Here is a 7837-nt window from a genome sequence, read left to right as displayed (position 1 = left end):
AATAACTGTGGTAACGCCAGTAGCCATGGTGCCAATCTGACTTCCCGTAGGGCTATAAGAGAACAAAGAATCTACGCCAATCAATCTTACACAGTTAACCAGTGCCAAAACAATAAACAGAAGCAACGGAATCGCTGCAAATGTGCTTAACTTCTCCATTCCCTTAAATCCCTTAATCGCTGTAGATGCCATCATAATTCCGCCCAGCACTGCCAGGATCGGTACACTTATCGGAAGATACTGAGACCAAATCTGCCCAAAGAAGCCCAACTGGGTGGCAAACCAACCCACGGAGGTCACACAGATAATCGCCGAGAAAATATAAGTTCCTACCCGACCTACGGTAAACCGAATCAATGACATTGCTGCCAATCCGGTTTTTGAACCGATATACACAGTCATAATCATGACCACCACTAATATAATATCACCGATTGACAGGGCAATGAGAGCATCCCGAAACTTCATGCTGGATCCCAACGCCGTACCTGTAGCCAGGTCTCCTACTACTACATTCCAACATAACCAGACGAAAAACATCTTAATCCATCCGTACCGCTTATTCTGAGGAACCGGGGTATAAATATAATCCTGATCTTCCACGTTAGACTCAGTTGTCACAGCATTCACATCCTGTTTTTTATCACTCATATGGCTCTCCCTTCTTTTAAAGCACACAATCCGTTTCTTCTATCAACTTGTCATACCATGTAGTATGTCTGGTCCCAAGCATTGGCTTTTCTCGAACCAGGTTTATCACTGGACACCCACTTTCATCTGAGAATATAAATCGAGTATCCATTGTCATATCTGCAAATCCGCTCTCGTTGAGCACCACCTCATTCCGCGGTACTAGGAACATATCTGGACCAAATATGCCGCTCACTCCTTTTTGAGCCGCAAAGGCTGCGTATGTACTATTTTCATTAGCCCTTACCCTAGCAAGATGATAATGTTCCACCTCCTGTTGAACCTCTGGAATACCAGGAGGGCACGACGGATTTTCCACTGCTGGAACAGCTAAAATATCGCATCCTCTATTGGCCAGCAATCGAGGCACTTCCGTAATAAAAATTTCGTTGCCTAACAGTACACCGATTCTGCCATAAGGGCGATCAAGGACCAGTCCGGCACAGTCTCCTGCTTCCGCCCACTGTGCTTCTCTCTCAGTCAGATGACTCTTCCGATAGTAATGACGAGAACCATCTTCGCACAAGCATGCTGCTGCATTCCATAGCTTCCCGTTTTCTTCTAATACAAAGCCCAGAATCACATCCACATGATTCTCCATGACTAGAGAAGACAGCTCTTTCCACACAGGATCATCCTCTCGAATGGCCATGCACTGTGCTTGCTGCAAGTCATCAGGCACACCTCCAAGCACCAATTCAGGCAGAACCAGCAAGCGATCTCCTTGCTTCCCCGCTTGGCTGATAGCCTGCTTTACAGCCATAAAACCTTCTTCCCGATTCTCTGGCTTTATGCTGCATACCGCCGTTGAAAATTGCTTTCCCTCAAGCAATGGCTCCGTAGCATATGCTTGGTAATACTGGCTCTGATACCATGGATAACGCTGTAACTGAAGTTCACGGTAGAGTTTCGGACGGCGTAAAGGAATATCGCTTCGATCCGGCTTCATCTCTAAATCAATCTCAGCTATAGCAATTCCATCCCCATGAGGCTGACATGCCACTACTCTGCCCTCTGGATCAATAATCCCGCTTCCGCCGCAGAAATCGAATCCTTTTTCATTTCCGTGCCGATTAGAAGCAATCACATACATACCGTTTTCCTTAGCACGTGTCAGCCAGATATCTGATGGGATAGAGGACTCGTTCCAGTTCATAGGCGAACACAAAACCTGTGCTCCCATAAGCCGGCTTAACCTAGGTCCTTCCGGATAACTTAGATCCATACAAATCTGTATGCCTATGTTCCCAATAGGGGTATCGAACACCTTTACCGGTTCATCTCCCGTTTTAGCCCATGTGCTATCAGGAACATAATGGTGCATTTTTCGATGTCGGCCAATCAGCCCATCTGGTCCTATAAGAACCGCTGAATTGTACAATCTCTCTCCATCCAGCTCAGGAAGTCCTGCAACTAAATAGCAGTCTAACTCCTTTGCTAAATTCTCCAATAATCCTACCGTCTGGCCATTTACTACTGACTCTGCCATCTTGGCCGCTTGTTCCATACTTTCAAAATAGTATCCAGTGGCGCACATTTCTGGCAGGACAATGAGCTTCGCCCCTTGAGCTGCTGCCTGACGCACCAAGTTCGTCAGAGCAGCCAAGTTTTTCTCTTTATCCATAAAATGGCAGTCGTATTGAATTGCTGCACCTTTATACTTCATGCTTCTCACTCTCCTTTCTATCGTTCATTTGTCCGAAATTCCTATTATAGGAATATAATTACTTTCATAGGAATTATGTTGTTATATTAGCATTTTATCAGAGTCTTGTCAATATACTACATTGAATTCTCATAAATTAGTTTTATATCTATACTTTTTTGCGACAAAAAGAAAATCAGGGCAAAAGACCATTTCTTTTGTCCTGATTTCTTATATTATTACCTATATTTGCATCTGCAACAAATCAATCAGATATTCTACTGTAATAGTTTGAACCCATTTGATTATTGATCTCAACAGCCAGTTGACGCCCCTGCTGGATATATTTCTCCACAACGTCTGGTCGTTCCGAATCATCTACTCCCCCTACACTCAGACCAGCCACTAGCTGGTTAGCTGAGTTATAGATAGGAAATCCAACGGCAAACAGTCCTTCTGTCAGCCTGTTATGAGTAATATCATATCCACGAGCTCGAGCACCTTTCAAATCCTCCTTCAGCTGAGTTTTCTCCTCTTCTGACAACTCTAAGCTATTCAAATAACTGCTTTGAAATTGGGGCGAAGCAAATGCCAGTAATACTCGATTGCTTGCCCCACGAAACAACGGGTATACCCCACCCACAAACACCGAACTCAAACGCCCAGTATTATCTGAGACCACACGATCCACACACAAACTCTGATTTCCGCACGGAATCGTAAGATATGTACTGATCTTGGTACGCTCATGGAAATTCCAAAGAAAATCGTGAGCAATTCGTTTAACATCCAGCCTATGCACCGCACAAAATCCCAATATCAGCACCTGCTCTCCCAAAGAGTACTGTTTCGTAAAAGGATCCTGTGTTAAGAATCCCTCTTCGGTCAAAGTATGTACCAATCGATAGGCGATGGTTTTTCCCACCCCCAGCTCCTTGGCAATCGACGGCAGAGACAGTGTATTCTGCTGTCTGAACATTTCTAAAATAGTTAGGGCACGACCAACCGTCTGCAGGTAGCTCGCATCATCCTTTTTATTTGGATTCATCTCTCCTCCTTAAGTTTGTGATTTTGTAACTGTTCAGTACCTTCACAGTCACGCGCAAAAATCCATTAAAAATTGCCTACGGCAATGGGATTTTTGCCTGCTGGCCCATGTTTTCGTACGGTCAGCGCAGTAAATCCGCAGACCTACTGAACAGTTACGTGATTTTTACTCTCCCGCTGCTTCCCGGTAAGCTTTACTGCCCACCTCGCTCCAGGATGTTTTTTTCCCGGATATCACTTCTCCGCATTCTCCATAATTCCAAACGATATCCCTTGGTCGAGAACACAGCCTGACCGGAAAGGTCATACATATTAGAAGTCATACCGCACCACCTGGCAGTTTTTTACGCCAAAGGATGCAAATTCTCCATTGGTCATATCCGTAAAATACGACTGAATCATCCTTGAGATTCCATTGTGTGCCACCAGTATATATGTCTTATGGTCGGACTCCTGTTTTATCTCATCCAGCAGATTATAGATACGCTGCGCAAGCTGCAGCATGGATTCTCCCCCTTCATATCGGCAGGCAAAGGACTCTTTCGCCTTCTTAAACTCTTTGCCGTCTCTCGGCGTAGACTCCCATTTTCCAAAATTCTGCTCTATGAGTCTTGGTTCTTCCCTGCAGGGAATCCCGCTCATTTCAGAAATAATTTTTGCTGTATCTGCTGCACGGCTAAGGGGTGAATACAGAATCTCATCTGCCTTGATTCCGCTTTCTACAATATTTTTCCCGGTTTCAGCCGCCTGCTGCCGTCCATGCTCCGTCAACGGACTGTCTGTTGCTCCGCAAATCTTATTTTCCACATTCCACACAGTCTGTCCATGTCTTACAAAATAAAAATGTCCCATGATGTCATCCCTTCTCATTAGCTTCGCAAGCTTTTTTATACCCAGGAAATTCCCTGCTGCCTATCATCGTCATACATCATTTCCGTCATTGATAATCCTGGGAAAGCAGCTGTCATAATTGTATTATAACTATACTCAGGTTAAGATACAACTCTATCCTTTACTGGGCACGTATGCGCAAACAGTTCCAGTGCTGTTCTCAAAATCCGTTTCTTTGTGCCTTCCGCCATAATTATTTTCTTCATTAAAGTAACCATTCGATAACTACGCTATGATTACCGAATGGTTACTTATCAAGAACTAATGAATAATTCAAGTCGAACGTCTTCCATTTGACTTGCCTCCCTCGAAAACCCTTCGTTTTTCCTCGAACGGCAGCCCTAGATCAATGCCGGCTGCTTCCGACGCCCCCAACTTATCAGCAGATACTTTCAGAACCATACCATTTATTATTGTCGTTGCGCCTCAGTACAGCTTTCCAGTCATTCCAGGGATATTCCGGCTCTGCGCCGTAATGGTCATCCATCTCATCGTAAATAATATGCTCGATAATTGCCGTGGTCTTTGTTGAATAGACCACAGCTTAAAGGGTGCTTGCTTTCTTCATGAACTCCAGATAAAGGCTGAACAGCACGGCGCAGACGGGAACGCTGAACAGCATCCCTAAGATGCCGAATGCTTCGCCGCCAATCGTAACAGCCATCAGCACAAGCAGTCCAGGAAGTCCGACGGACTTGCCGACCACCTTGGGATAAATCAGATTGCCCTCCACCTGCTGCAAAACGATCAGAAAGAGAATGAACCACAGAGCCTTGCCAGGTTCCGCCAGCAGAATCAAAAACGCACCAAAGCCGCCGCCAATCCATGCGCCAAAAATCGGCATCAGCGCAGTGACGGCCACAAACGCGGAGACAGCACCAGCATACGGAATCCCAAGAATCAGCATTCCAAAGAAGCACAGAACACCGATGATAACCGCTTCGGTAAGCTGGCCGCTGACAAAATTTGTGAAGGTCTGATTGGTCAGCGCGGCAATCCTAAGAAGCCGCTGCGCCGTCTTTTGCGGAAGGACTGTCTCAATGAGTTTTTTCAAATGTGCCGCGACGGCCTCCTTCTTTGCAAGCAGATAAAGTGCAAAAACAAATCCCAAGAAGGCGTCCACAAAAACTGACAGGACAGAGGTTGCCGCGCCCCATGTCACGGTGAGAATCCCGCTTTCCTTGTCACTGATCAAGGCGGTGACCTTCTCAATCAACCGATCAGAGTCTATGACATATTCAGGCAGAACAATGTTATATTTTGCAGCAAACTGGACAACGTCAGCCCACCACCGCCCGATTTCCTCCACATAGACCGGAATGTTGTGGATAAACTCATCGCCGGATTCCCGCAAGCTGGGGAGCATCATAAATACCACAGCAAATAGAATTCCAAGGATAAGCACGGTGCTTGCTGTCAGGCACACGGGGCGGGTCAGCTTTGCAGGAGCTTTGCGGCACGCCTTGTTCCAGCAGCATTCCATTGGCCGAAGAACTACGTTGATCAAAAAAGCAATCGCGCCGCCGATCAGAAACGGGGTGAACAGTACAAGCACCTTGCCGAGAAAACACAAAACAGCGTCAAGGTTTACCAGCGCCCATGCGAATACAATAAGCAGCAAAAAAGCACGGATGATATAGCGAATGATCGTCTCGTCCGGCCATTTGCCTCCCTGCGGTGCGGGTGTTTCATTTTTGTTAGAGGTTGGATTTTGCAATTTTTTCTCCATATTTTTCCTTTCTGTCAGTATCGGAATCCCTTTTTTTAAATCCGAAAGCACTTTTGCAGGGCTTTATACTCACTCCTTGTGAATCGCGCGATAGCTTTATTGTGTATTACAACGGTGTCAGGACCCAAATCCAGAGGCGAATAAACGGAGCGCTGAACAACGCAAAGCGTTCAGGGGTATCCTTCGCAACACCCTTTGGGGTGATCTCATCAAAAAGCGACACAAAAATAGCGGAGTAAAATCAATTTTGCAAACCTGCCAGCGCCAGAAANNNNCTGCCAGCGCCAGAAATTTTTTATCTGACTGGATACTCTGTGTCAGAAACTGACCGTCCCGAAACAGTGCATAGGTCGTGACCGGTGCAGGTACATTCTGTGCGCTTTCTTTATCAGTGATATGGATAACCTTAAACGGAATACCATGTTCCTTCGCCGCCTCCTGCACTCTTGGCACCCAATAATAGGTATATGGGCATTGATCGGTGTAATAAAGAACAAAACCTGCTTCTTCAATCACCGGATGTTTCGCACATTCCTTGAAATACGGCGGTTGTGCACCCGATTCAATGGGAAGATACATAAGATTGATCCCGCAGTCGGATATGTCTGCCACACGGAAGCCCTTATAGGTAAGGAATTTCGGGTCAGCGAGGAATTCCCGCTTTCGGCCCTCCGCGCACAGAATGCAAATACCTTTCTTTCCCTGCGCCCTGGCATCACAGATACATGCCTCCAGCAGATCATTCGAATATCCGTGTCCCTTCATGGAGCCGGATACCCATAAGCAGTTAATGTAAAGATAACCATCTGCCGCAATCGGCACCCAGGCGTTTTCAGCCGGAATGTATTCGATAAAGCATTTGCCGCGTTCTTCGCTGCGATAGAAAACAAGTCCATCCTCAAAGCGCTGCCGCAGCCATTCCTTTTTTGCAACACTCTGCTTGCCGGACATGGCGCAGCAGATATGTTCCTTGTCAATATTGTCTTTTGTGATCCGAATATAGTTCATCCGTTATTCCTCCTGCTTAAAACAGCTGTCCCGGCAGCTTCTGCTCTGTAACCAGCCTCAACCTTGGCAATAAAGCGATCAATGTGTGTCGCCAACAAGGAAGAAACCGATTCCTTTTCCTCTGCACCGTCGTAGACACTGTATAAAAGATACATCGGCCCATAGAACTCCAGCGCAAGCTGCATAGCGTCCTCATCAGAATCTGCCAGCTTGCGGAAGATGGCCGCCATATACTCCAGAGGCCCGCCCGCCAGATAGTCGTGGTGGAGCTGTGCAAGCTTGGGATCACGATACTGCTCCAGTGTCAGCATTTTACGAAAATTGGAGGAAAACGGTTCCTTTGTCCAATGGTCAAACTGGGCAAGGCTGTATGTGCGAATTTTTTGAATTGGTGTATGCAGATATGCTTCCGCAAAGCCGTCCGGTTCCGTTTCCGGCATTTCATATGCCTCAACGCGCTCATAGTCCATCTTATTCATTCGCTCCACGATCTTATCTAAGATTTCCTGTTTGCCGGCATAGTGCTTATATAAAGCAGCTTTCGTAATTCCTAACTGCCCTGCAATGTCATTCATAGATGTCCCCAGATAGCCGTTCTGCGCAAACAGTTCCAGTGCTGTTCTCAAAATCCGTTCCTTTGTACCCTCTGCCATAATTATCTCCTTTATCAAAGTAACCATTCGGTAACTTCATTATAGTTACCGAATGGTTACTTGTCAAGAACGAATGAAAAAATTATGCCCTTTCGTTAAAATGTGCAAACTCCGGCGCAAATTCGCCAAGCGCATTGCTTCCTGCTGTCTGTACTATTTTTTTATATTCTGTAT

8 protein-coding genes and 1 pseudogene are annotated in these 7837 nt (G+C 46.0%); all 9 read right to left on the bottom strand.

Annotated elements, in window-relative coordinates:
• Positions 1-651, bottom strand: a 651-nt coding sequence (locus tag QVO97_RS03160; RefSeq protein ID WP_288188770.1) for a cytosine permease, incomplete at its 3' end; no start/stop codon positions are given.
• 16 nt (positions 652-667) lie between these two features.
• Positions 668-2356, bottom strand: coding sequence for a nitrilase-related carbon-nitrogen hydrolase (locus tag QVO97_RS03155; protein ID WP_022358963.1), 1689 nt, complete (start codon positions 2354-2356; stop codon positions 668-670).
• A 244-nt stretch (positions 2357-2600) separates the two neighbouring features.
• Entirely contained in the window at positions 2601-3383 is a 783-nt protein-coding gene (locus QVO97_RS03150) for an IclR family transcriptional regulator (protein ID WP_022358962.1), read from the bottom strand.
• 311 nt (positions 3384-3694) lie between these two features.
• Positions 3695-4234, bottom strand: a complete 540-nt coding sequence (locus QVO97_RS03145; RefSeq protein ID WP_022358960.1) for a histidine phosphatase family protein — start codon at positions 4232-4234, stop codon at positions 3695-3697.
• Between the two features lie 418 nt (positions 4235-4652).
• Positions 4653-4814 (bottom strand): hypothetical protein, encoded by a 162-nt coding sequence (locus tag QVO97_RS03140; protein WP_243034048.1) that lies wholly within the window; start codon positions 4812-4814, stop codon positions 4653-4655.
• Positions 4815-4817: 3 nt separating this feature from the next.
• The gene (locus QVO97_RS03135) at positions 4818-6002 is read right to left on the bottom strand and encodes an AI-2E family transporter (RefSeq protein ID WP_022358959.1); all 1185 of its coding nucleotides are present in this window, start codon (positions 6000-6002) and stop codon (positions 4818-4820) included.
• Between the two features lie 106 nt (positions 6003-6108).
• The gene (locus QVO97_RS03130; RefSeq protein WP_288188768.1) at positions 6109-6225 is read right to left on the bottom strand and encodes a DUF21 domain-containing protein; all 117 of its coding nucleotides are present in this window, start codon (positions 6223-6225) and stop codon (positions 6109-6111) included.
• A 56-nt stretch (positions 6226-6281) separates the two neighbouring features.
• A pseudogene (locus QVO97_RS03125) lies at positions 6282-7010 on the bottom strand (YoaP domain-containing protein); the annotation flags it as partial.
• Entirely contained in the window at positions 7007-7663 is a 657-nt protein-coding gene (locus tag QVO97_RS03120; protein ID WP_022358957.1) for a TetR/AcrR family transcriptional regulator, read from the bottom strand. The pseudogene QVO97_RS03125 and the gene QVO97_RS03120, both read right to left, overlap by 4 nt.
• Positions 7664-7837: the final 174 nt, after the last annotated feature.

The sequence above is a fragment of the Clostridium sp. CAG:43 genome (genome assembly GCF_000434655.1).
Taxonomy (GTDB): Bacteria; Bacillota; Clostridia; order Lachnospirales; family Lachnospiraceae; genus Otoolea; species Otoolea fessa.
The sequence above is the reverse complement of the archived record's forward strand: the minus strand, read 5'-3'. Positions and strand labels throughout refer to the sequence as shown.

Excerpts from the sequence above, each read along its gene's own strand:
- QVO97_RS03150 (WP_022358962.1), bottom strand. The coding sequence starts at position 3,383 with ATGAATCCAAATAAAAAGGATGATGCGAGCTACCTGCAGACGGTTGGT.
- QVO97_RS03155 (WP_022358963.1), bottom strand. The coding sequence starts at position 2,356 with ATGAAGTATAAAGGTGCAGCAATTCAATACGACTGCCATTTTATGGAT.
- QVO97_RS03135 (WP_022358959.1), bottom strand. The coding sequence starts at position 6,002 with ATGGAGAAAAAATTGCAAAATCCAACCTCTAACAAAAATGAAACACCC.
- QVO97_RS03120 (WP_022358957.1), bottom strand. The coding sequence starts at position 7,663 with ATGGCAGAGGGTACAAAGGAACGGATTTTGAGAACAGCACTGGAACTG.
- QVO97_RS03145 (WP_022358960.1), bottom strand. The coding sequence starts at position 4,234 with ATGGGACATTTTTATTTTGTAAGACATGGACAGACTGTGTGGAATGTG.